Annotated in this window: 18 protein-coding genes; 12 read left to right on the top strand and 6 right to left on the bottom strand. The window is 43.7% G+C overall.

Annotation, left to right across the window (positions count from 1 at the left end; all coding sequences use genetic code 11):
- Positions 1-170: 170 nt before the first annotated feature.
- From R7041_RS01460 to R7041_RS01415, 10 genes are all read left to right on the top strand, one after another.
- Positions 171-569 (top strand): GFA family protein, encoded by a 399-nt coding sequence (locus R7041_RS01460; protein ID WP_017633774.1) that lies wholly within the window; start codon positions 171-173, stop codon positions 567-569.
- A 264-nt stretch (positions 570-833) separates the two neighbouring features.
- The gene (locus R7041_RS01455) at positions 834-1,547 is read left to right on the top strand and encodes a GntR family transcriptional regulator (RefSeq protein WP_005377279.1); all 714 of its coding nucleotides are present in this window, start codon (positions 834-836) and stop codon (positions 1,545-1,547) included.
- A 12-nt stretch (positions 1,548-1,559) separates the two neighbouring features.
- Positions 1,560-2,456: a methylisocitrate lyase gene (prpB, locus tag R7041_RS01450; protein WP_005388185.1), complete on the top strand. Its 897-nt coding sequence runs from the start codon at positions 1,560-1,562 to the stop codon at positions 2,454-2,456.
- A 132-nt stretch (positions 2,457-2,588) separates the two neighbouring features.
- Positions 2,589-3,731 (top strand): 2-methylcitrate synthase, encoded by a 1,143-nt coding sequence (prpC, locus tag R7041_RS01445; RefSeq protein WP_005377283.1) that lies wholly within the window; start codon positions 2,589-2,591, stop codon positions 3,729-3,731.
- A 156-nt stretch (positions 3,732-3,887) separates the two neighbouring features.
- Entirely contained in the window at positions 3,888-6,479 is a 2,592-nt protein-coding gene (gene acnD / locus R7041_RS01440; protein WP_005388187.1) for a Fe/S-dependent 2-methylisocitrate dehydratase AcnD, read from the top strand.
- 9 nt (positions 6,480-6,488) lie between these two features.
- The gene (gene prpF / locus R7041_RS01435; protein ID WP_005377286.1) at positions 6,489-7,685 is read left to right on the top strand and encodes a 2-methylaconitate cis-trans isomerase PrpF; all 1,197 of its coding nucleotides are present in this window, start codon (positions 6,489-6,491) and stop codon (positions 7,683-7,685) included.
- Between the two features lie 77 nt (positions 7,686-7,762).
- Positions 7,763-9,640, top strand: a complete 1,878-nt coding sequence (locus R7041_RS01430) for a propionyl-CoA synthetase (RefSeq protein WP_206949675.1) — start codon at positions 7,763-7,765, stop codon at positions 9,638-9,640.
- Positions 9,641-9,829: 189 nt separating this feature from the next.
- Positions 9,830-10,309, top strand: a complete 480-nt coding sequence (locus tag R7041_RS01425) for a GNAT family N-acetyltransferase (protein WP_005377290.1) — start codon at positions 9,830-9,832, stop codon at positions 10,307-10,309.
- A gap of 191 nt (positions 10,310-10,500) precedes the next feature.
- Complete coding sequence (locus R7041_RS01420; RefSeq protein ID WP_017633778.1) at positions 10,501-11,832, top strand: trypsin-like serine protease; 1,332 nt, start codon at positions 10,501-10,503, stop codon at positions 11,830-11,832.
- A 385-nt stretch (positions 11,833-12,217) separates the two neighbouring features.
- Positions 12,218-13,663 carry a bifunctional NUDIX hydrolase/phosphatase PAP2 family protein gene (locus R7041_RS01415; RefSeq protein ID WP_206949676.1) on the top strand — a complete coding sequence of 482 codons (1,446 nt, stop codon included), beginning with the start codon at positions 12,218-12,220 and terminating at the stop codon, positions 13,661-13,663.
- 160 nt (positions 13,664-13,823) lie between these two features.
- Here the strand turns inward: R7041_RS01415 and R7041_RS01410 are convergent, their stop codons facing one another.
- Entirely contained in the window at positions 13,824-14,633 is an 810-nt protein-coding gene (locus R7041_RS01410) for a Cof-type HAD-IIB family hydrolase (RefSeq protein ID WP_017821691.1), read from the bottom strand.
- 216 nt (positions 14,634-14,849) lie between these two features.
- Between R7041_RS01410 and queE the strand changes: the two genes are divergently transcribed.
- A complete protein-coding gene (gene queE / locus R7041_RS01405; RefSeq protein WP_005377296.1) occupies positions 14,850-15,500 on the top strand; it encodes a 7-carboxy-7-deazaguanine synthase QueE in 651 nt (216 codons plus the stop codon).
- 310 nt (positions 15,501-15,810) lie between these two features.
- Here queE and queC read toward each other — a convergent pair whose 3' ends face one another.
- The 3 genes from queC to eamB all read right to left on the bottom strand — a co-directional run bounded on the left by queC (position 15,811) and on the right by eamB (position 17,766).
- Complete coding sequence (gene queC / locus R7041_RS01400) at positions 15,811-16,467, bottom strand: 7-cyano-7-deazaguanine synthase QueC (RefSeq protein ID WP_005377298.1); 657 nt, start codon at positions 16,465-16,467, stop codon at positions 15,811-15,813.
- Between the two features lie 67 nt (positions 16,468-16,534).
- The gene (locus R7041_RS01395) at positions 16,535-16,873 is read right to left on the bottom strand and encodes a helix-turn-helix domain-containing protein (protein ID WP_005388200.1); all 339 of its coding nucleotides are present in this window, start codon (positions 16,871-16,873) and stop codon (positions 16,535-16,537) included.
- Positions 16,874-17,181: 308 nt separating this feature from the next.
- Complete coding sequence (eamB, locus tag R7041_RS01390) at positions 17,182-17,766, bottom strand: cysteine/O-acetylserine transporter (protein WP_005388201.1); 585 nt, start codon at positions 17,764-17,766, stop codon at positions 17,182-17,184.
- Between the two features lie 112 nt (positions 17,767-17,878).
- Between eamB and R7041_RS01385 the strand changes: the two genes are divergently transcribed.
- Positions 17,879-18,778: a LysR family transcriptional regulator gene (locus R7041_RS01385; protein WP_206949677.1), complete on the top strand. Its 900-nt coding sequence runs from the start codon at positions 17,879-17,881 to the stop codon at positions 18,776-18,778.
- Positions 18,779-20,005: 1,227 nt separating this feature from the next.
- Here the strand turns inward: R7041_RS01385 and R7041_RS01380 are convergent.
- A complete protein-coding gene (locus R7041_RS01380; RefSeq protein ID WP_017821687.1) occupies positions 20,006-20,935 on the bottom strand; it encodes a LysR family transcriptional regulator in 930 nt (309 codons plus the stop codon).
- 145 nt (positions 20,936-21,080) lie between these two features.
- Entirely contained in the window at positions 21,081-24,221 is a 3,141-nt protein-coding gene (locus R7041_RS01375) for an efflux RND transporter permease subunit (protein WP_170890262.1), read from the bottom strand.
- Positions 24,222-24,230 lie beyond the last annotated feature (9 nt).

The following is a 24,230-nucleotide window of genomic DNA, read 5'->3' as shown; positions in this document are numbered from 1 at the left end:
AAGGTTAATTAAGTGTTAAATATCTGTCTGTAAAAGAGATATAAAGAGAATATTGAGCATTTCGGTTATTTTGTTCATAAAGTTCACGGCGAGAAGTTGGTGTTAGGTCACGCGGCTTTACGCTTTGGTAGGCCATAATAAAATGACGGAAAATGAACGAGGAAAAGAGAATGAAAGGGACGTGTTTGTGCGGCGCAATTGAAGTCATCGCTGAGGTTAAAAATGAGGTTAGCCTGTGCCATTGCTCTATGTGTCGAAAATGGTCGAGTGGCGCACTTCATGCGGTGCATTGTGGGCCTAACGTGACGTTTAAAGGTGGTGAACCTAAACGTTATCAGTCGTCAGACTGGGGAGTGAGGGGGTTTTGCGGTGAGTGTGGCACAAACCTTTTCTACCATTTGTTGCCGACAGGTGAGTACATTCTTTCCGCTGGTTTGTTCGATAACCCAGATTTCAAACTCACTTTAGAGATTTTTACCGATGAAAAGCCAGCTTATTATGACCTCAATTCCGCTTCACAAAAGATGACTTCGCAACAAGTCTTTGATCAATTTGTACCTAAAGAATAGTTTTTTATCCGATTATTGTTCGACAGCTGAGCTTTTAGTTTTTAGATCATAAGCTTAAAGGTTTATAAGTTGTCGACAATATGAACTCACCATTCTTTATTTCTGCTAAAAAAGGCACTTAATGGGCATTTTAGGCCCATTTAAATTACGACCTTAGTCTAAATTGTCGACAATTTACTTGATTGTCGACACTTTGATCGACTACTTTATATTCAGGTTAAGAAATTGTAGACATTTCGATGTCGGTAACAAGAGTATCTGAATATGAACTCTGAGTTGAAAGCTCGTTATAAAGTGCTGGGTTCTGAGAAAGAACACACCAAATCCGAAACGCTGACCGAAACACTGATTGAAGTCATTGTTAATGGCGATGTGAAGCCTGGCCATAAGATATCAGAGCCTGAGCTAGCAAAGAAATATCAAGTCAGTCGTGGGCCTTTGCGTGAAGCATTGATGCGCTTAGAGGGGCTAGGGCTCATCGAGCGAATTCCTCATGTTGGGGCCAGAGTGACCACTTTTTCTCCGGAAAAGCTGATAGAACTTTATGCCGTTCGAGAAGCATTGGAAGGCATGGCAGCAAGGTTAGCTGCGCGACACATTACGCAAGAAGAGCTCTTAAGCTTGGAAATGCTATTGTCGACACATTCCAAGCATATAGACCAAATGGAAGGCGCGTCTTACTTCCATCAACATGGTGACTTTGATTTTCACTATCGCATCATCCAAGCGAGCAGAAACAGTAAGTTAATATCTCTGCTGTGTGATGAACTCTATCACTTATTACGGATGTATCGTTACCAGTCGCCACGTGCGCAATCTCGCCCGAATGAGGCGCTCACCGAACACAAATTCATTTTGGAAGCCATTCGCAATCGCGATGAAGAGCTTGCAGAAATGTTGATGAGAAGACACATATCAGGAAGTCGAAAGCTCATCCAATCTCAAATTATACATACAGAAAGTTTAGACAAAGACTAGAAGGAATTCGTCATGAGCTTAACACCGGGAGCGAAATTCAGACTCGCCATTGAACAAAATAATCCACTACAAATTGTCGGCACTATAAACCCGTATTGCGCCATGATGGCAAAAAACTTGGGTCACCAAGCGATCTACTTGTCTGGTGGCGGTATCGCAAATGCGTCATACGGATTGCCGGATCTCGGTATCACAACATTAAACGACGTTTTGGTTGATGTTGACCGCATTACTAACGCATGTGATTTGCCTCTTTTGGTTGATATTGACACGGGCTTTGGCGGTGCATTTAACATTGCTCGCACGATCAAAGCGATGGAAAAAGCAGGCGCGGCAGCGGTGCACATGGAAGACCAAGTCGCACAGAAACGTTGTGGTCATCGTCCGAACAAAGCAATAGTCAGCCAGCAAGAGATGGTTGATCGTGTAAAAGCCGCGGTTGATGCACGCAATGATGAAAGTTTCGTGATTATGGCTCGTACTGACGCGTTAGCTGTTGAAGGCATGGACAGCGCAATCGAGCGCGCGATTGCGTGTGTGGAAGCTGGCGCAGACATGATCTTCCCCGAAGCGATGAACAAGCTGGACCAGTACCTTCAGTTTTCAAATGCGCTTGAGCAAGCGACCGGAAAGCACGTTCCTATTCTGGCGAATATTACAGAGTTTGGCGCGACACCGCTGTATGGCTGCGATGAGCTAGCGAAAGCAAAAGTGGACATGGTGCTTTATCCATTAAGTGCGTTCCGTGCCATGAACAAAGCTGCTGAAACGGTCTACAAACATTTGCTAGAAGTGGGTAATCAGGAAGCACTGGTTGATTCGATGCAAACACGTAAAGAGTTGTATCAGCACCTGAATTACCACGACTATGAAGACAAACTTGACCAGTTATTCTCTGAAGGGAAATAGCGGGGGAAAAGCAAAAATAGACGGAAGCCCAAGAAAAAGATAATCGGAATTTATCTCATCTAATAACGTGAAATTCGTTTGGCTAAAAACACCCCAGAGAGGGAAAAGTCAGACAGAAAAGGAGTTCAAACAATGTCTCAAACTGCAGAAAAGAAAGCAGAATTAGGTGGCGCAGGCCTTCGTGGTCAAAGCGCAGGAAGCACAGCTTTATGTACTGTCGGAAAAACGGGAACTGGTTTAACTTATCGTGGATACGATATTACTGATCTTGCGAACAACGCACAGTTTGAAGAAGTGGCTCACCTTCTGTTACGCGGTCACTTGCCGAATCAACAAGAACTTGATGCGTACAAGACACACCTACTCAGCCTTAGAGGTTTGCCAGCCGAGCTAAAACAAGCTTTAGAGTTGATTCCTGCAAGCGCACACCCAATGGACGTGATGCGCACGGGTTGTTCTGTATTGGGTAACCTAGAGCAGGAAATGAGCTTCGAGGAGCAACTGAAAGCAACCGAACGTATGCTAGCCTTGTTCCCTGCCATCATCTGTTACTGGTACCGCTTTAGTCATGATGGCGTGCGTATCAACACCGAGGATCAGACTGAAGATTGCATCGGTGGTTACTTTTTGCGATTACTTACGGACAAAGCGCCATCTGCGCTGCACAAACAAGTGATGCATTGCTCGCTCATTCTTTATGCTGAACATGAGTTTAATGCTTCTACATTCGCAGCACGCGTTTGTGCATCAACGTTGTCAGACATCCATTCTTGTATCACGGCAGCAATCGGTACGCTTCGTGGACCACTTCACGGCGGTGCGAACGAAGCGGCGATGGAAATGATTGAAGATTGGCAAACGCCCGACGAGGCGGAAGCGAACATCATGAAAATGCTAGCCAATAAAGACAAGATCATGGGCTTCGGTCATGCGATTTATCGTGAAAGTGACCCTCGCAACGCCTTAATAAAACGCTGGTCCAAAGAGCTATCGAAACAAGTTGGTGATACACATCTATATGCGGTTTCTGAGCGTGTTGAATCAGTGATGAAGCGAGAGAAAGGTCTGTTCTGTAATGCGGACTTCTTCCATGCATCGGCTTACCACTTCATGGACATTCCAACCAAACTATTCACCCCAATCTTTGTGATGAGTCGTTTAACGGGCTGGGCTGCACACGTTTATGAACAGCGTGCCAATAACCGTATTATTCGCCCAAGTGCCGATTATACGGGCCCAGATCATCAAGAATGGGTGCCTATCGAGAATCGCTAGCGCGAAGGTCAACGAGGGCATTATATGCTTTGGTTGACCACCTCCTTCCTTTGTCATTCTCTCTAACAGAGGAAGGAAAACCTCTCATCACTGTGTTTCTGGAGCAATGGAAAACCTTGATGAAGGCAAGATGTAAAGACTGAATGGAAGCAAACCATGAACACAAATATTAATACCCAATATCGTAAGCCGCTTCCGGGAACTCAACTGGATTATTTTGATGCACGCGAAGCCGTCAATGCCATTTCTCCTGGAGCCTATGAAACACTCCCTTATACCTCTCGCGTGCTAGCTGAGCAACTGGTCCGCCGCTGTGACCCGAACACATTGACAGATAGCCTGAAACAGTTAATTGAACGCAAACGCGATCTTGATTTTCCTTGGTATCCAGCACGCGTTGTTTGTCATGACATTCTTGGTCAGACCGCTCTAGTCGATTTAGCGGGTCTGCGCGATGCCATTTCAGATCAGGGCGGTGATCCTGCAAAAGTGAACCCAGTGGTTGAGACACAATTGATCGTTGACCACTCTTTAGCGGTTGAACATGCGGGCTTTGACCCTGATGCCTTCGACAAAAACCGCGCGATTGAAGAGCGCCGTAATGAAGACCGATTCCACTTTATTGAGTGGTGTAAAACAGCGTTTGAAAACGTCAGCGTGATTCCAGCTGGGAATGGCATCATGCACCAAATCAACTTGGAAAAAATGTCTCCTGTGGTACAAGCAAAGCAGGGCATTGCCTACCCAGACACCTGTGTGGGTACGGACAGTCACACGCCTCACGTAGACGCTCTTGGTGTTATTGCGATAGGTGTCGGTGGTCTGGAAGCAGAAACCGTCATGCTTGGCCGACCATCAATGATGCGTCTACCAGATATTGTCGGTGTCAAACTGACGGGTAAACGTCAACCGGGCATTACCGCAACGGATATTGTCCTCGCGATTACTGAGTTTCTGCGTAATGAGCGTGTGGTATCTTCATATCTTGAATTCTTCGGAGAAGGCGCACGTGATCTAACGATCGGAGACCGCGCAACGATTTCAAACATGACACCAGAATACGGCGCAACAGCTGGCATGTTTTATATTGATGAGCAGACCATCAATTACTTGAAACTAACTGGTCGAGATGAAGAACAAGTTGCTCTAGTAGAAAATTACGCAAAACAAACCGGTCTTTGGGCAGACGATCTTGATAGCGCCGTTTACGAGCGCGTACTTGAGTTCGATTTATCATCAGTTAGCCGTAACTTGGCTGGTCCGTCAAACCCTCATCGTCGTTTACCAACTTCTGAGTTGGCACAGCGCGGCATTTCTGGAGCGTGGGAAGAGAAAGAAGGCGAGTTGCCAGATGGTGCAGTGATCATCGCTGCTATTACCTCATGTACGAATACTAGTAACCCAAGAAACGTGGTTGCTGCTGGCCTTGTGGCGAAGAAAGCCAACGAACTTGGTCTTGTACGTAAACCTTGGGTGAAATCGTCTTTTGCTCCGGGTTCTAAAGTTGCACGCTTGTATCTGGAAGAAGCGGGCTTATTACCAGAGCTAGAGAAGCTTGGCTTTGGCATTGTTGGTTACGCATGTACAACTTGTAACGGTATGAGTGGTGCGCTGGATCCAAAAATCCAACAAGAGATCATCGACCGTGATTTATATGCGACAGCGGTGCTTTCTGGTAACCGTAACTTTGATGGTCGAATCCATCCGTACGCCAAACAAGCTTTTTTGGCTTCACCACCATTGGTTGTCGCTTATGCGCTAGCGGGTACGATTCGTTTTGATATCGAGCGCGATGCATTGGGCACGGACCAAAACGGCAAACCAATTTATCTCAATGATTTGTGGCCAAGCGATGAAGAGATCGATGCAGTTGTCGGTACTCATGTTAAACCTGAGCAGTTTAAGCAAGTTTACATTCAGATGTTTAAGCTGAATGATCAAGAGCAAAATCCCAACCCGCTGTACGACTGGCGTCCGATGAGTACCTATATCCGCCGACCACCGTACTGGGAAGGTGCGCTAGCGGGAGAAAGAACATTGTCTGGCATGCGTCCATTGGCGATTCTGGGCGACAACATCACCACTGATCACTTATCACCATCCAACGCGATTCTCGCAAGCAGCGCAGCAGGTGAATACTTAGCGAAAATGGGTGTGCCAGAAGAAGATTTCAACTCTTACGCGACTCACCGTGGTGACCACCTAACGGCGCAACGCGCGACCTTCGCTAACCCAAAGTTGTTCAATGAAATGGTGAAGGAAAACGGCGAAGTCGTGCAGGGATCTCTGGCGCGTGTAGAGCCAGAAGGGCAGGTGGTTCGTATGTGGGAAGCGATTGAAACCTACATGAATCGTAAACAACCATTGATCGTGGTGGCTGGCGCGGATTACGGTCAGGGGTCATCCCGTGACTGGGCAGCAAAAGGCGTTCGACTGGCAGGCGTAGAAGCCATTGTTGCTGAAGGCTTTGAGCGTATTCACCGTACTAACTTGGTTGGCATGGGCGTACTACCACTGCAATTTAAGCCAGGCGTTAACCGCAATACGCTAGAGCTGGATGGTACGGAACTTTACGACGTGGTTGGAGAAATCAAGCCGGGCGCTGATTTAGCGCTGGTTATCACACGCAGCAACGGCGATAAAGTCGATGTTCCGGTTACTTGTCGCTTAGATACCGCTGACGAAGTTCACGTTTACAACGCAGGCGGTGTTCTGCAGCGTTTCGCGCAAGATTTCTTGGCACAATAAGGAGTGCGTATGTCAAATAATACTCCGAATCAAACAAGCCAAATAAAAGTGCCCGCGACGTACATGCGTGGCGGCACGAGTAAAGGTGTCTTTTTCAACCTAGAGGATTTGCCTCAAGAAGCGCAAGTGGCTGGAGCCGCACGTGACAAACTGTTGCTACGCGTTATTGGCAGCCCTGACCCGTACGCGAAGCAAATTGATGGTATGGGGGGCGCGACGTCAAGCACCAGTAAAACAGTGATTGTTTCGCGCAGCAGCAGAGCCGATCACGATGTTGACTACTTATTTGGTCAAGTGTCGATCGACAAACCATTCGTCGATTGGAGCGGTAACTGCGGCAACTTGTCTGCCGCTGTCGGTCCTTTCGCCATTCATGCTGGTCTGATCCCACAAGACCGTATTCCAGAAAATGGCATTGTGACGGTGCGTGTTTGGCAAGTGAACATAAGCAAAACGATTTTGATTCACGTGCCAATCGTCAATGGTTTCGTCCAAGAAACCGGAGAGTTTGAACTCGATGGTGTCACGTTTCCAGCGGCAGAGATTCAAGTGGATTTTGTTGATCCTTCCGATGGCGAAGGAAGTATGTTCCCAACGGGCAACTTAGTTGATGATTTAGTGGTGCCGGATGTGGGTACGTTCAACGCGACCTTTATTAACGCGGGCATACCAACCATTTTTATTGATGCTGAATCGATAGGATATCAGGGCACCGAGCTGCAAGACGATATCAACAACGATGACACAGCATTAGCAATGTTCGAATCCATCCGTGCATATGGCGCGTTAAAAATGGGCCTGATTTCTGATTTAGAAGAAGCTCAAACACGCCAACATACGCCGAAAATAGCGTTTGTTTCTAAACCGAAAAGTTACCTGTCTTCAAGTGGTAAAGCCGTTAATGAGTCGGATATTGATGTGCTCGTTCGCGCGCTGTCGATGGGCAAACTTCACCATGCAATGATGGGAACAGCAGCCGTTGCTATCGCTTCTGCTGCGTGTGTGCCCGGAACGTTAGTGAATTTAGCCGCTGGTGGCGGTGAAAAAGAGTCCGTGACTTTTGGTCACCCGTCAGGAACGTTAAAAGTTGGGGCACAAGCGAAGCAAACTGAGCAGGGCTGGGTGGTGCAAAAAGCCATTATGAGCCGAAGTGCGAGAATACTGATGGAGGGATTTGTGCGTGTACCCTTCTATGTCTTCGATTAAAAGAGACGATCTTTGGATTAAAAGAGCGATCTTTGAGTAGAACGAGAGCAATGTCAGGACATACTGGAGGAAGCAATATGTCTTCATACGAAAAAGAATACTTATGGGCGAAGAATGAACCGGAGAGTTTTTGGCGCGCTCAAGCGGAGAATATCGATTGGTTCGAATCTCCTAAAACTATCTTGAAATCTGATGAAAACGGCATAGAACGTTGGTTTCCAGATGGTGTAATGAATACGTGCTGGTTAGCATTAGATTACCATTGCGAGCAAGGACGCGGTGATAATACTGCACTCATTTATGACTCGCCAGTGACAGGTCGTAAAGCCACGTACACCTATAGCGACCTACGTGACCAAGTAGCAAAAATTGCTGGCATGCTGTCTGCTCAAGGTATTGAAAAAGGAGACCGAGTCGTTATTTACATGCCGATGATCCCAGAAGCCGCAATGGCGATGCTTGCCTGCGCGCGTTTGGGGGCGATTCATTCCGTAGTATTCGGCGGTTTTGCTCCTAATGAGCTTGCTGTACGAATTGAAGATGCAGAGCCGAAAGTGATCATGACGGCGTCGTGCGGGATTGAGATCAACAAAGTCATTCCATACAAACCAATGGTAGACAAAGCCATTATGGACAGCCGTTGGAAGCCTGAGAAAGTGTTTGTTTTCCAACGTCCAGAGTGCGACGCTGAGCTAAACCAAGATAGAGACTTAGATTGGCAGCGAGAGTACAACCAAGCGCTGCCACATGGTTGTGTTCCGGTGTTAGCAACCGATCCGCTCTACATACTTTATACATCGGGTACGACAGGTAAGCCGAAAGGCGTTGTGCGTGATAACGGTGGCCATGCTGTCGCGATGAAGTACTCCATGAGCGCAATCTATAACATTCCTCAAGATGGCGTCTTTTGGGCGGCATCTGATGTGGGCTGGGTAGTAGGGCACTCTTACATTGTTTACGCTCCACTGATTCACGGTTGCACTACTATCCTATTCGAAGGCAAGCCTGTTCGAACACCGGATCCTGGCGCATTTTGGCGAGTGTGTGATGAATATAAAGTAGATGCGTTGTTCTCTGCACCAACGGCGTTTCGTGCGATTAAGAAAGAGGACCCGGAAGGCGAGCACTTAAAACAGTACGACTTGTCGAATCTGAAAACCATCTTTATGGCGGGAGAACGCCTTGACCCTCCGACACTGGAGTGGGTTCAGAGCAAAGCGGACAAGCCCGTTATTGACCACTGGTGGCAAACCGAGACGGGCTGGGCCATCGCTGGCAACCCGACAGGTGTCGAAATGATGCCAGTTAAAGCTGGTTCTTCGACGAAGCCCATTCCGGGTTATCAGGTCGAAATTCTGAATGAACTTGGAGAGGCTGTCGGGCCTAACCAACAAGGCTTTGTCGCATTAAAACGTCCGCTACCACCAAGTTGCCTGCCAACGGTTTGGCGTAATCATGACCGTTTTGAAACTGGTTATCTTAGCCAGTTCCCAGGCTACTACGTGTCAGGTGATGGTGGCTATCTGGATGAAGACGGTTACCTGTTTATTATGGGACGTATTGATGACGTGATTAATGTCGCGGGACATCGATTGTCGACAGGTGAAATGGAAGAAATAGTAGGAGGCCACCCAGCGATTGCAGAATGTGCGGTGGTTGGTATCCACGATGATCTAAAAGGTCAGCTTCCACTTGGTTTTGTTGTACTGAAAGACGGCGTCAAAGTGGATGAGCTAGACCTTGAAGGTGAGCTTGTTGGCAAAGTGCGTAGTGAGATAGGTGCAGTTGCTTGCTTCAAGCATGCGTTGGTTGTAGACCGTTTACCGAAAACACGTTCAGGTAAAATTTTGCGTCGAACTATACGTCAAATAGCTGATGGTGAAAAATACACCGTTCCGTCAACGATTGATGACCCAAGTAGCTTGAACGAAATTGAGCGAGTGCTACGACGCTGAGAAAAACTCAATTCTAACTAACCCCTGATCCTCGAACTCTGTTGGTTGGTTCTGCCTCTGTACGTTTATTAAGTGCAGGGGCCTTTTTGTTGTTCAAACAGTACAAACGTATCGTGAAAGCATTTGTGACTTGCCAATACGACGTTTTCCTCACAAACTACAGCCATTCCATTTTTAGTGACCCTTTGTATGACCACGTTTGCGATTAAACCTGCGTGTTTTAGCGACCTAGAGTTGCTCAACGATCTTATGTTCGAGCTTCATGATGAGCATCATCTTCAATCTCCTGAGCTTTTCAAAACGGCAGAGGAGATAGAACAAGAAAAAAGCATTGCTCGATATATTGACGACCCTGAGTGCCTTGTTTACGTAGCAAAACAAGGAGATGAAATTATTGGCTTTATTTCTGGTCACTTCTGTGAACTTATTTCTACCGTCAGCCAGCCAGTTATGATGGGAAGCGTGGATGAGCTCTATGTGCTGCCTGAATATCGAAAACAAGGTACGGCGCAGGCTTTGATTAATAAAATTGAGTCAACGTTCTCTGATTACGGTGCAAAACAGATGTTTGTTGAAGTATGGCATTTTAACCAGGGCGCAATATCTTTGTATGAAAAACAAGGGTTTGCACACCATATCCACTATTTAAGAAAACCGCTGAACGAATAATCGTATTTAACTTTAATATTGTGATTTAGGTTCGATCGAATTGAAATCATTCAGTTCGTCAATAGACTTTTCTCTATAAGCTACTCGCAATGTTAACAAATTGATATGCACCTACATTGGTATCGGCGTTTTTGTCTGCTTGTTTATTAGTAGCACGAGGATCGTGCTTACAAAAACAAGAGGACAATATTTTGAAACTAACAAAATCGTTACTTGCTTTAGCCGTTTTGCCAATGTTCGCAAGTGCTGATGATTTGTCACAGACGCAAAATCACACCATCCAACCCCAGATCGTAGGCGGAGTAACTGCCGACCCACGTGACTGGAAATTCTACACCCAAATTGTTAGTCGTTATGGTAACCGATCGTATTGTGGGGCCAGTTATATCGGGAATGGTTACGTCCTGACTGCTGCACATTGTGTTGAGGGTGATTCTCCGAGTCAGATTGCGGTTAAAATCGGTGGCGTTGTTTATAACGGTAGTGATGGTGTTCGTGCAAACGTCAGTGAGATCCATATGCACCCGGCATATCGCCGCGCGACGCTTTCTCATGACCTCGCGGTATTGAAGCTCGACTCTGTGCCTCAAGGTGTTTCTTCAGTTGAGATTGCGAATGGTAGTCTAACGCAATACGCGAGCATCGGAGATTGGCTTAGTGTTGCTGGCTTAGGGCGAACTTCTGAAGGAGGAAGCTCTCCGTCTCGATTGCAAGAGGTTGACGTCCCACTTGTGTCGGATATGACTTGCCGTCAAGCCGGTGGCAACTACACAACGGTTGGAGAAGTGTCATTCTGTGCTGGTATTCCTCAAGGTGGGATAGATTCTTGTCAGGGAGATAGTGGTGGTCCAATCGTCATTAATCGCAGTGGTGTAATTACTCAACTTGGTGTGGTCAGTTGGGGAATAGGTTGTGCTCGTCCTGGTATGTATGGGGTTTATAGCGATATCGCTGCTATGCGCAATTTTGTCGATGGTGTTATCGGAACAGCAACACCACCAAAAGAGAATGTTTCTGTTGGATACACCACCGAACAGACACTGGCATCATTTAATGTTGGGGAGTTACAGCAACATAGCTTTGTTATCCAGAATTCAGGGAGCACCACGTTCACTGTGGAAAATGTTCGCGCGTTTGCTTCGGGTGTTACTGATGCAGCTGTTATTGCCAATGATCAGTGCTCTCAGGCGACGTTAGCAATGAATGCAAGTTGTCGTGTTGATGTTGAATTTGGTGCTACTCAGAGCGGAGAAGCAAGAGTGGCTTTGAACTTCAACGTTGATAAGACCAGCACACAATACCAAGCGTTAGTATCCGCTCAAGCGAAAACGGTGACAACGCCTCCCACAGATAGCTGTACAACTGTATGGCAAGCCAGCTTAGTGTATCTCAAAGGAGATACGGTTACTTGGAATGGTAAAGTTTGGCAAGCGCAGTGGTGGACTCAAGGTGATAATCCAGCAGACTCAGGGCCTTGGGGTGTTTGGCAAAAAGTAGGCGATGCGAATTGCAAGTCTAACTAACGATCGGGCCAGTGAATTTGATTCGTTGACCATGAGATAAGATTTATTCTTGGTTTCAACGATCAGTACATAGTTATTATAACTGGGGTTTATTGTTTGCGAATAATAAGCCCTTTTTTATTGTGTCAACTATGAGAACCCACAAAATGTGTATGACTTTGTCCTGACGTTATCTTTATATAACTGGCAGAATTGCGATCAACATTTTATGTTTTGTCTGATTTTTGTCAGGTTTGCATTAAATTATTCTCCAGTGAGCGTTGAGATCAGATTTTACGCGATCAACTCAGTTTGGCATAACTCGTTACTTAATTTTTGTCGAAAAAGATAAGATTAACTGCCATGATTCATTGGTTATCATTATGTTTATTTAAGGTCATATTTTGTGTTGAGACAGCTGTTATTACTCATCCTTTGTTTTATTTTGTTACCTGTTTCACCGATCTCTACGGCTAAAGCCACTGCGAGCGAAGTTAAAGGAACGCTCTGTATTGTTCGCGCTGATGACAAGTTAGTGCTAGTTCATGAAGTATTGACGGATAAGATTTCTCTACCTGGCGGAACCATCATTGATGGTGAGTCTCCACAAGTTGCTGCTCAACGAGAAACGTGGGAAGAAACCGGTATAGTGGTTACGGTTGGAGAGGAGCTTGGCAGAACGGACACTGCAGTTTTTTACGACTGTATATCAGACTCTGATATTATCGCTTTTTCTATGAATAATTCTTTAGGTGGAAATGAACTGCCTATTTGGTTTGCCCCTCATTATGGAGTAGAAGTTGCGTCAGCGATGCTGCTTAGCCCATCTGAATTACCATCATCTTTATATCGTTATCCTGAGCAATGGCCACAAGCCACTCAGTTTTTTGATCAAGCTACCAAGCAATCAGTATCTTATGTGACTCAGCTGATCGAATCCGCGCCTTCATTTCGACAGGTTGAATTGGCGTGGCTGATAGATTTACAGAGTTGGGTAGGGGCGTTGTCAGAAACGAGTTACGAGGTAGCTAGTCAGATCTCGAAACTGGTTATAGACCTGACAGAACCGACGGTACTACTCTTTCTATTTCCTTTTGCCATGATGCGCTTTGGTAGCCGGTTTGTGTACCGACTCTTTTTTGCAATTAGTGCAACGTCGCTTATGGTGCTTGTCGCTCAACAAGGCTTTTCGTTACCGCGCCCACATGTCTATATACCAATGATGGAGTTAACGCACAGCTTTGGCTTTAGTTTTCCTAGCTTGCCTATCGCTGTGTGGTTTTGTGTTCTGACGTTCTTGTTTCATAGAACCCAGTATTTCGGTTTGAATGGAACAACGGCAGTCTTCGTGTTCATCACTCTTACAGTGGTGTTAGGTAAGTTTTTCCTCGGCAGTGCCTTTATTTTAGATATGTTATTTGGCGCGCTGTTAGGCAGCTTGGTGGCTTGGCATGTTCTTCGATTGGAAACAAATCAAGATGTGAACGTTGATCAAGTTCTAAGCTCAAAAGGCGTCTGGTTCATTATGACTGCGGCAACAGCGGTCATCTCCGTCATCTGGCCATTACCTGTGTTTGGTCGCTGGCTAGCAATTTTAATCACTGCATCAGCGTTGGTCATGACATTTAAAGAGTCGAAAGCACATTTAGATACTCGGCAGATGATCTTTGTGACGCTGGCATTGTTGCTTGTTGATCAACTCTATTTGTACTCGGCTAATATCGTATCGTTTAGCGGTTTGTGGTCATTAGTCTTGTCGACGTTACATTATCCATTATTAATGTTGTTATTTATGCTGCTTGCAAGGAAGCTGACTTGTGAAAACCAACCGAGCAAAACGTTGCTAGATTGATGGCTGTATTTGTTATCTATTAGTATTTAAGTAAAAACAAAGCCTTGCATTACAGCAAGGCTTTTACACGTTTAGTCCACGAACAACGCCGCTTGCCTATCTTGGACGGCTAGGGATGTTAAACGTAAGAAGCTTAACGCAACAGACATGGCGGAAAGGGCTATGCATTGAGCACGAACTTTTCTATAGCTTTAGCGACACCGTGCTCATCATTACTTGCCGTAATGTAGTCAGCGATTTGCTTGGTTTCTTCCATTGCATTTGCCATCGCGATACCAAGGCCAGCGTATTTCAGCATGTGGTGGTCATTTTCTGCGTCACCCATACAGATAACTTCTTCCGGTTTAATTCCCAGATACTCGGCAATTGCGGCAACACCAATACCTTTGTTGCTCGCAGGGTTAAGAAACTCAAGGAAAAACGGAGCGCTTTGAACAACGGTAAACGCTTCGCGCATTTCAGCTGGCAGTGCTGCTATAACTTCTGTTAGTTTGCTTGGCTCTGCAACCATCATAGCTTTGATGATTGGATGATCGTCTTCTAGTGATTCGAAGTTCATCTCGGTGACATTTAAGCCATTTATCTTTGCTTCAATATCGGTGTAAGGGTTGTGTTCGTTGGTGATTAAACCATGAACTTGACTAAAAGCATGGACGTACGCACCTAGCTCTTCGGCTTTTCGCGCCACCAATTTTGCAGCTTTACCATCTATGATTTGCTGGTGGATGATGTCGTTTGTGCCTACGTTCTTGACCATCGAACCGTTGTAGTAAAGAACAAAATCTCGATCGGAATGGATATTCAGTTCGTCGAGCTTGTCTTGCATTCCTTCTAATGGGCGACCAGAAGCGAGAACGACAGTAACGCCTGCTTCTCGAGCTTTTGCGATCGCTTGTTTGTTTTCTTCAGAAATGGCTTTATCACTATTGAGTAGCGTGCCATCCATATCTAGTGCGATCAGTTTATACATCATTTCTTACCTTAAAGTTTTTTGGGAGCTGTCAGTGAATAAGGCTTGGTTTAACGTTAACCAGAAACCTATATTCATTACGCTATGAAACTACAAAATGGTCTATTTTAACAATTAATTTTTGGTTTAAATTGACCTAGACACGCGTGTCCATTATGGTCTTCGCCTCGAAATGTTATGAGTTGAGTGAGTTCTGCGTTGTATAAGCTAAATGAGATGTTTGAAACCATCCAAGGGGAAGGGGTTTTCACTGGAGTCCCTGCTGTTTTTGTTCGGCTTCAAGAGTGTCCGGTTGGTTGCTCATGGTGCGATACCAAACAAACGTGGTATGCAGATGAGAATGATCAACGTCAAATAGGCGATATTCTGGTGAAAACGGAAGACTCTCCGACGTGGTGTGTTGCATCTGCCGAGAACATCGTAGAGCAATATCAACAGCAAGGCTTTAATGCTAAGCATATCGTGATTACTGGTGGAGAGCCTTGTATTTATGATCTACGCCCTTTAACAAAGGCGTTTGAAGATATGGGGTGCCAATGCCAAATTGAAACCAGTGGCACATCAGAAGTGATTACTTCAGAAAATACGTGGGTGACAGTGTCACCAAAAGTGGCAATGAAAGGTAAATTGCCAGTGCTTAATAGCGCGTTAGAGCGAGCAAATGAGATTAAGCATCCAGTCGGCACCCAGAAAGACATCGACCACCTTGATGACCTTTTAGCAAATGCGAACGTAGCGGCCGAGACTATCATTGCACTACAACCAATTAGCCAGAAGCCTCGTGCTACGCAATTGTGTATTGATACGTGCATTGCCCGCAATTGGCGTTTGTCTGTTCAAACTCATAAATATTTGAGTATTGCTTAGACGAGAGACTCGTCATCATTCGAGGTAGCTTTTCTATCTAATTCCGGTTTCGCGAGTAATGCCGTTGGTAGCTTTGCTATCGAAACATTGTCGATATATCTAAACAATTTATAGCGTTGTAAAAGCTAAGCAGTGTTGGCTGCTGTGGTGTGGTGCTATCTTTGGTTCGACAATCGTTTCGCATTTAATTGATGCCACCAATCTGGCGGCATCAAAATGAAGCTCTGTTGGCTGGAGTTTCACGCTGAGATAAAACGTTTAGAAGCTAACGCAAAAGGTTTTATCCCAGCGCTATTACCGCTAACAAAGACTATTTGCTCGCTAAGTATTCTTCTAAGCCGCTTTGTCGCAGTAGGCACGCTGGGCATTCACCACAGCCTTTACCAACGATTCCGTTGTAACATGTTAAAGTATTGTTTTGGACAAACTCCAACATATTGTGCTTATCAGCTAGAGCCCAGGTCTCGGCTTTAGTAAGCCACATTAAAGGAGTCTTAATGTTGAAGGCTTTATCCATACCTAAATTGCAAGAGAGATTTAGAGAGCGAATAAAGTTGTCTCGGCAGTCAGGGTAACCACTAAAGTCTGTTTCGCAGACTCCCGTAATGATGTCTTGAATGCCAAGCTGGTAAGCATGGATACATGCGTAAGTAAGAAAGAGAATGTTTCTCCCTGGAACGAATGTATTGGGTACGTTAGCGTCGCTTAAGTCATTAGATACCGGAATGTTGTCTCTTGTCAGCGAGCTTATCGCTAACTCATTAATTGATTTTACATCCAGGACTTTGTGGCTTTTGATGTTAAGTTGCTTACCTAATTCGATAGCGATATCTATTTCATCTGAATGACGCTGGCCATAATCAAACGTTATAGCATGAACCTCATCATATGTATTTAATGCATCGATTAAGCAGGTCGTAGAGTCCTGCCCACCGGAAAAAACCACAAGTGCTTTTGTTGTAGCCATGTTGAACCCTTAGTTATGCTCTTTGATTCTTTGGTATTGATACGTATTCTTAGGCGTTTAATCCCAATTACGTACTCGACTTCGTGGCGATTGCGTCCGCAATCAGCTGGGCTGTGCTCTCAAGCACTCTTTGCTTGTCATCATTTGACAGCTTGTGGAGATTCACAGCAAGTTCAGCGGTGATTTCATCTTCACAAAAAAAATAGTTTAGAGGCACGTTTAGCTCATCTGCGATAAGTTTGAGCGTTTTTACGTCGGGAGTATGGCGCTCCCTTTCGTATTGATTCATCCTTGCACTTGCAGAACTATCATCCATGCCGATACGGATGCCCAGTGCTTTTTGGGACAGATTCGCTTGTTTACGCGCATGCTTAAGGCGGGCTGGGAGTGGGTTATTAAACAACACTTAAAGTTCATACGAAGGACTTGGATGACTAAGATTATCTTAGTTTTTCTGATTTGTGTATACTAAGTAATACTTAGTTATTGCCGAGGTCGCCAAGGCCGTGTATGTATAGCTAAACAAGATTTCGTATCTTTAGGTTGATTAAGTTACGTTGAATCTACTTCTTCAAAAACTGCCCTATGGAGGCGCGGGAGGAGCGAGTAAGGGCAGGAGAAACCGCAGCGATTTGTAGAGCAGAATTTGCTCTTCACATAAACGTAGTCGTCTAAGTTGAAGAGCAATATTGTTCTTGATGATCAACTATATACTTAAGTAAATAACTGTGTCGCACAATAGATCAGAGCTGCTGCTAAGCTCATATTGATGACTTTGCCATATCTCTGGAATTGCGATTGAAGTAGCTTTCCTGCAACGGCCCAAACTACGTTGCTAAGAAGTGCGATCAAAGCAAGAATGAGGCTAGTCGCTAAGATCCAGTAGATATTCTGAGTGTGGGGCAGTACGAACGTAGAAATAGAGGTAATTCCATAAAGAATGATTTTCACATTAACGAACTGCAAACCGAAACCTGTTAAGAAACTGATACCTTTAGAATTATCCGATGAAGTTTTGATCTCACTCGTAGCAAGCCCCCAAGCCAACCAAACAATATAAGCTGCTCCAATCCATGTTAGCCAAGGTGTAATCACGGGCAAGAGGCTGATCATGTTATACGTGAAAGCGCCACAAAGTAGCATCAAAACAACATAGCCACAAAACATCCCCGAAATCACTTTTGTTGAGCGTTTTAGTCCATATTGCGTCGCGATGCTGAGCGATAAAATGTTGTTTGGCCCTGGTGTAATTGAAGTAATGATTACGTAAGTAAAAAATGCGGTGTAGATGGCTGTCATCTCTATCTCTCCTGTTTTTACTGCACTATACTTCGCTACAATTGATTAAAAAATTGAATAAATTAAAACTTAGACTTTTAATTTATTGAACTGTTGGTTGTGGAGTCTAGTCATGAATCTAAAACGCTTTCTTACTTTTAAAGCTATTGTTGAAGAAGGATCGTTTCTAAAAGCGTCACAGAAGCTTTATTGCACGCAATCAACCGTCACCTTTCAAATCAAGCAGTTGGAACAAGATCTGTCTCTGCAGCTGTTCGAAAAAATAGGGCGTAAGATGGTTTTGACTCAAGCAGGAGAAAAGATACTGCCTTACGTCTATGAACTGGCGCGAGTGATGGAAAATATTGAGGGAACAGCACAGCAAGAAAACTCGGAGCCGACCGGTGAATTGAAAGTGCTGATTGCTGAGACTCAACTTGCTTATAAGATGGCTAATGTTTTAAAAGAGTTCAGGATCAGAGCGCCCAATGTCCGACTCTCTCTGCAATCACAAAATTGCTATCAGATTCGAGATGAGTTGATAGCGGATAAAGCTGATTTAGGTGTGTTTTATCGAGTAGGTAATGACGATACGCTCAAGGTCCACGAGTTTGAGCACGAGCCACTGGTATTAGTTGCTTCACCGCTTTTAAAAGGGCTAGATTTAAAGAAGAGAGAGCAACATATTGATTTAGGGTTTATAAGCAATGGCCCTAAGTGCCTTTTTCGACAGATGTTTGAGAGCATTATTCAAGAGCGTGATATTAGCATCGACAACATGATCGAACTTAGCAGTATTAATACGATCAAAAATTGCGTTGAGAGTAATATTGGTATCTCTTACTTACCTCGTTTTACGGTTGAAAAAGAGTTGCAAGAGGGCAGTTTACTAGAGCTTGAGTTCACCGAATTTTCACAGATGATCGAGCCACTCTGCGCTTATCATGCTGGGAAGTGTGTGACGCCGGCGATGGAAGTCTTTATTGATTGTATGCGTAACGAGTATGAACGGTTTTCTACTCAGAGTCGGTGATCTTTAATATGTTCTATCTGACATAGTTTCGTTTTTACTCCTTTTTATTTTTTAAGTGACCACTTCTAATTTATTGATTTTTTTTGCTTTGTTGTGAATCCGACTGTTGTGGGATGATAAATGGGATCTGATGTGAAGAGCTATTTATTGACGGAAAGAGATAAGATATCAAAACGACGGCGTGTGATAACTAGATTAGATAAGGTTACATAATTAACAGTGTAATAAATGCCATTCTTTATGGATTATTTTCAACGAGACTTAATTGTTACGGTTCGTTATTATTAACTCGTTAACGCATCCATTGCTAGGAAGTTAACTTACGCATATTGTTTTTTTCATCATTTGCAGCAAATTATATTTGCTGCTTTTTTTTAACCAAAAAAAGTTCAAAGCTTGAACTACAAGCTCTGAACTTTTGTTTATACTTAGTGGTTTTCTACTTTAATAAGTAAAACACCGTTTAAAAGTATCGCGTAACCTAGTAACTCTAAGCTTTCTTCGACCAAGTTTTTCACGTCTCTATTGTATGAGTTCCCCATGAACTCGACCCAAAAATCACCATACCCTGCAAAGCGTGAGAATAAGAAAACAATGAAAAAGCCAATCGTTAATGTCGTGAAGCTAGAATGAGAAATGAAAAGTTTGACCTCATTTTTTATGTTAACTATGTTATTAAAACAAAAATAACAGACCGAGACTATTATAATCCAAGCAGGGTACTTCCATGAACCGTGAGAGAAATACTGCTCTATGTGGTAGTCCATTTCTCTAACGAATATAACCATAAAAAATGAAGACATTATTACTAATATGTGTTTGAGTTCAAGATATTCCTTAGATTTATACAAACACATTAACGATGAAAAAAGCACAAATGCTATTTGAGTCATTTCTATAAGAGAGTTCTCCGATGTGCTTTTGTCCATTTGTACGCTAAAATAAATCGTTGCTAACGTATAAATAACCAAAAAAATAAGATAAGATATTTTATATACTAACAAACTAGTGACCGAGGTGTGTTTTTCTTTAATATACATCGTAACTTGTATAGGTGATGGATTTGTTAGTATTATAAATCAAGAGTGTTTTATATTTAGTGAATTAAGCGCCATTTAGAATGGAACTTAATTCACCTAACATTAAACTTCGATGGATCTTAAACATTTCTGTTTTAAATTGTTGATTTTATTTGATTTTCTGTTAATTTTGGTTAAATAGAATCGCCTAGCTTTTATTGAAATGCTTTTCCCATATTGGTGGTATGCCAATTTCTTCTTGAACGATATCAATGAATGCCCTAACCAATGGTGATTGCTGACGGTGTGAGTACATGGCATAAATATCACCAAAATCTTGAGTTTCATATTCTGGTAAAAGTTGGACTAAATTAGAAGACTCTAGGTTTTTAGGAAGCATAAATTGACCTATAAGTGCTGCGCCCAGACCTGACTTTACGCTTTCAATTATTAGCTCAGCTTCATTTACCATGTATGACCCTGATATTGGGTATGTATCTAAACCATCTGATTTTTCTTTGTCGTAGAATTTAAGTTTATCGACAATAAAATTACCATTTGAATAAATAATAAAAGGTAGCTTAACTAACTCATCCGGCGTTTCTGGGTTACCATGTTTTTCAATTAAATTTCGAGAAGCAATGATTGCAGTCGTATTTTTTGCTAATTTTCTTGCTACCATTGATGAATCCCTCATAGGTCCGATTCGAAAAGCAATATCAAAATTACTTCTAATCACGTCTACATGAAGATCATCTAGCATTAGTTCAACACTTGCTTTTGGGTACTTATGTAAAAACTTCTCTATCGAAGGTTGTAGATAGAGTTTTCCAAATAATGTTGAGCTTGAAATTCGTACTTTCCCTGAAGGCTCAGTCTGAAAGTTCTCCGCTATTTGTTGAGTATCATCAAGGAGTTGAGATATTTGGTCTGCTTTTTCTACTATTTGCTGGCCGACTTGTGTTAATGAAAGAGAGCGAGTCGTTCTGTTTAATAGCCTAACGCCTAAGTGCTCTTCTAACTGCTTGATGTGTTTAGACAAAACAGAGCGGTCGATATTCATCCCATCTGCTGCTTTTGCAAAAGATCCAGCTTTAGAGACTTCTAAAAGCAGGTGTAGTTTATTTGCTAAATCCACAATGTTTATCCACGTTAGATATTAGCGTATTAGTTTCATGTATAACTTCTGCTCTGTCTAGAAATTATTAGTATACTTAATAACCAAAAGAAAAGGGAGCAATAGCTCCCTTTAGTATGAATTTAAATGAGTATTTATATTATGGTTATAGTGTTTGACGTTTTTTGTTTCGACTCACTAACATGTAAAAAACAGGTGTGAGTAGTAATCCAAATACCGTTACGCCTACCATACCCGAGAATACGGCAATACCCATTGCTTGTCGCATTTCCGCTCCGGCCCCTGTACCAATCATTAATGGAATAACACCAGCGGTAAATGCAATTGATGTCATTAGAATCGGTCGAAGACGTAAACGACATGCTTCCAAAATCGCTGATAAGGTATCTTGGCCATTGTCTTTAAGTTCTTTAGCGAACTCCACCATCAAGATGGCATTTTTACACGCTAGAGCCACAAGGACAATCAAAGCAATTTGTGTGAATATATTGTTGTCACCACCAATGAACCAAACACCTGCTAGTGCAGAAAAAATGGTCATGGGAACGATCAAAATGATAGCGAATGGCAGTTTTAAACTCTCGTACTGCGAAGCTAGCACCATGAAAACTAACAAAACAACAAGTGGGAATATATACACCATCGTGTTACCAGCCAAAATCTGCTGGTAGGTTACATCAGTCCATTCATAAACCATTCCCTCTGCTAGGTTTTGATCCAGTACTTCCTCAATAGCCGTTTGGGCTTGGTCAGAGCTGTAACCAAAAGCAGGACTGCCGTTTAGTTCTGCACTAGGGTAGCCGTTATAGTGCATCACGCGGTCAGGCCCAATCGTGGGTATGATCTCCAGTACAGCGCCGAGAGGAACCATTTTTCCGGCAGCATTTCTTACTTTGTAATTAAGTATTTGGTCAGGTTCGAGACGATAGTTCATGTCTGCCTGGGCATTCACTTTGTATGTTCTACCAAACATATTGAAGTCATTGACGTATAATGATCCTAAATAAACTTGAAGCGCATCAAAAACCTGCTCTAGAGGAACACCTTGCAGCATCGCTTGTTCACGATCTATTTGGATGTCCATCTGCGGCACTTGTATACGAAATGTGGAATATAATCCCATCAGCTCGGGTCTTGTTGATGCCTCACTTATTACCAAGTTCAATTGCTTGAAGAGCTCATCAAACCCCTTGTTCGCACGGTCTTCGATTTGAAGTTTAAAGCCGCCAGTAGAGCCAAGTCCTTGGATTGGTGGTGGTGGAAAAATCGCAACGAAGGCTTCATCAATGATTGAAAAGCTCTTATTCAAAGATGCAACAATCGCATTTGCTCCGAGAGTTGGATCATTTCGTTTATCGAAGTCCTCAAGCGTAACAAAAACGATGCCACTATTCGGACTGTTAGTAAAACCATTGACCGATAAGCCTGGGAAAGAAATGGTTTGTGCTACGCCAGGTGTTGCCAGCGCGAGGTTTTCCATTTCTTTAATAACGGACTCTGTTCGATCTAAACTTGCTGCATCTGGAAGTTGGGCGATCGCAACTAAATACTGCTTATCTTGTTGAGGAATGAATCCTCCAGGAACCGCTTTGAATAGAGAAGCCGTTCCCCCGAGTAACGCAATGTATACCACCACAACAACAAGGCTAAAGCGAATCAGCTTCTTGACCAGAGCTTGATATTGGTTCGAGCTATACTCAAAAATTCTATTGAATGGCGCAAAAACATACTTACCAAAAACCGCATCCAAGAGCTTGGTTAGCCGATCGGGTTTTGCGTTCTTATCTTGTAATAGCAGTGCTGATAAAGCAGGCGATAACGTCAACGAGTTAATTGCTGAAATAATCGTCGAGATCGTAATTGTTAGTGCGAACTGCTTATAAAACTGACCGGATAACCCTGTAATAAAGGTCGTCGGGATGAACACCGCACATAACACTAAAGCAATTGCAATAATTGGCCCGGTAACTTCGGTCATTGCTTGTTTCGTTGCTTCTAGTGGTGCAAGTCCATTATGGATGTTCCGTTCCACGTTTTCGACGACGACAATGGCGTCATCGACGACGATGCCTATGGCGAGAACAAGCCCAAACAACGAAAGCGTGTTAATCGATACCCCAAGCATTTGCATTACGGCGAACGTACCGATTAATGAAACAGGCACCGCAATGATAGGGATGATAGACGCGCGCCATGTTTGCAAAAACAAAATGACTACGACAACAACAAGTACAATTGCCTCTAGCAGAGTATGAACCACCGCGTCTATCGAACCACGAACAAAGACGGTCGGGTCGTAGGCTATTTCATATGAAACTCCAGCTGGAAAGGCTGTTTGTAAACGGTCCATGGTTGAACGAACCTGATTAGATAGCTCAATAGCATTAGCACCAGGGCGCTGGAATACGGGCATCGCCACCGCTGGTTTACCATTTAACAAGGCGCGCAGTGCATAAGAGTTTTGACCTAGCTCTACGCGTGCAACGTCTTTAAGACGTGTCAAAGCCCCTGTTTCGTCAACTTTTACTACAATGTCGTTGAATTCATCAATATTCTCCAAGCGGCCTTTTACGTTCAACAAAACTTGGAATTGGTTTTCATTAGCGGCTGGTTGCGCACCTAATGAGCCTGCTGCCACCTGTTGGTTTTGAGATCGGACGGCGGAGACAACGTCCATTACGGTTAGATTTCTAGAAGCGAGCTCATCTGGATTTAACCACAAGCGCATTGAGTACTCGTCACCACCGAAAAGGCGCACATCACCAACGCCTCCGAGCCGAGCTATCTCATCTTTCAAGTTTAAATTAGCGTAGTTAGCTAAATAACTGACTTCACGGCTAGAATCTGGAGAATATATATGCACAACCATGGTGAGATCAGGAGAGGCTTTTTCGGCAACAACTCCTAACCGTTGGACGGCTTCTGGTAATCGGGGCAAAGCTGTAGTGACGCGATTTTGAATTTGAACCTGAGCTTTGTCCAAGTCCGTACCTAAAGCAAAGGTTACGGTCAATGTCATTCTGCCGTCACTGGTTGCCTGTGAAAACATATATAACATGTTTTCTGTACCATTAATTTCTTGCTCCAGAGGCGTAGCAACTGTTTCTGCGATTACTTTTGGGTTCGCACCAGGATAGTTTGCTGTAACTACGACTGTAGGAGGGACAACTTCTGGATATTCACTCACAGGCAACTGTAAAAGTGAAATTGCGCCTACTATTAATATCAATAGCGATAACATAGAGGCAAATATGGGTCTTTGAATAAAAAAGTGTGCAAATTTCATTCGGTTGTC

Origin of the sequence: Vibrio sp. 1751 (assembly GCF_033339895.1) — a bacterium.
Taxonomy (GTDB): Bacteria; Pseudomonadota; Gammaproteobacteria; order Enterobacterales; family Vibrionaceae; genus Vibrio; species Vibrio alginolyticus.
This window is presented reverse-complemented; position numbering and strand designations above follow the sequence as displayed.